General features: G+C 70.8%; 1 protein-coding gene. It reads left to right on the top strand.

The window, feature by feature from the left end; translation table 11 throughout:
- On the top strand, positions 1-644 hold a 644-nt coding region (locus tag AC5L34_RS29515), incomplete at both ends, for a serine dehydratase beta chain (protein ID WP_494827932.1).

Consider the following 644-nt stretch of genomic DNA (forward strand, 5'->3'; position numbering starts at 1 on the left):
GTGGGGCCGATGCGGGCGGCCCGTACGTTCGTTGCGGGGTTGAAGGCCGACGGGTTGTTGGCCGGGACGGCTCGGGTGCGGGCGGAGTTGTTCGGGTCGCTGGGGGCGACCGGGCACGGGCACGGTAGTGATCGGGCGGTGCTGCTGGGGTTGGTCGGTGAGGTTCCGGAGTCGGTCGACACCGACGCGGTTGACGCGCGGATCGCGCGGATGCGTGCCGAGCGGCGGCTGGGCCTGCTCGACGCGCACGAGGTCGACTTCGATGCGGATCGGGATCTGGTGCTGCACCGGCGTCGGTCGTTGCCGTACCACCCGAACGGGATGACGTTCGTCGCGTACGACGACGCGGGCGCGCAGTTGCGGGTGCGGACGTACTACTCGGTGGGTGGCGGGTTCGTGGTGGACGAGGCGGCGGCGGGGGCGGATCGGATCAGGCCCGACGGCACGCGGGTGCGGTATCCGTTCCTGACCGGGGCGCAGCTGCTCGGGGTGACGGCGTCGACGGGGCTGTCGATCAGTGAGGTGATGCTGGCCAACGAGCTCTCCTGGCGGGGTGAGGGTGAGGTGCGTTCCGGTCTGTTGGAGATCTGGCGGGTGATGCGGGAGTGCGTGGAGCGGGGTTGTTCGCGTGACGGGGTGTTGCC

The organism is Micromonospora sp. ZG13 (assembly GCF_059359355.1).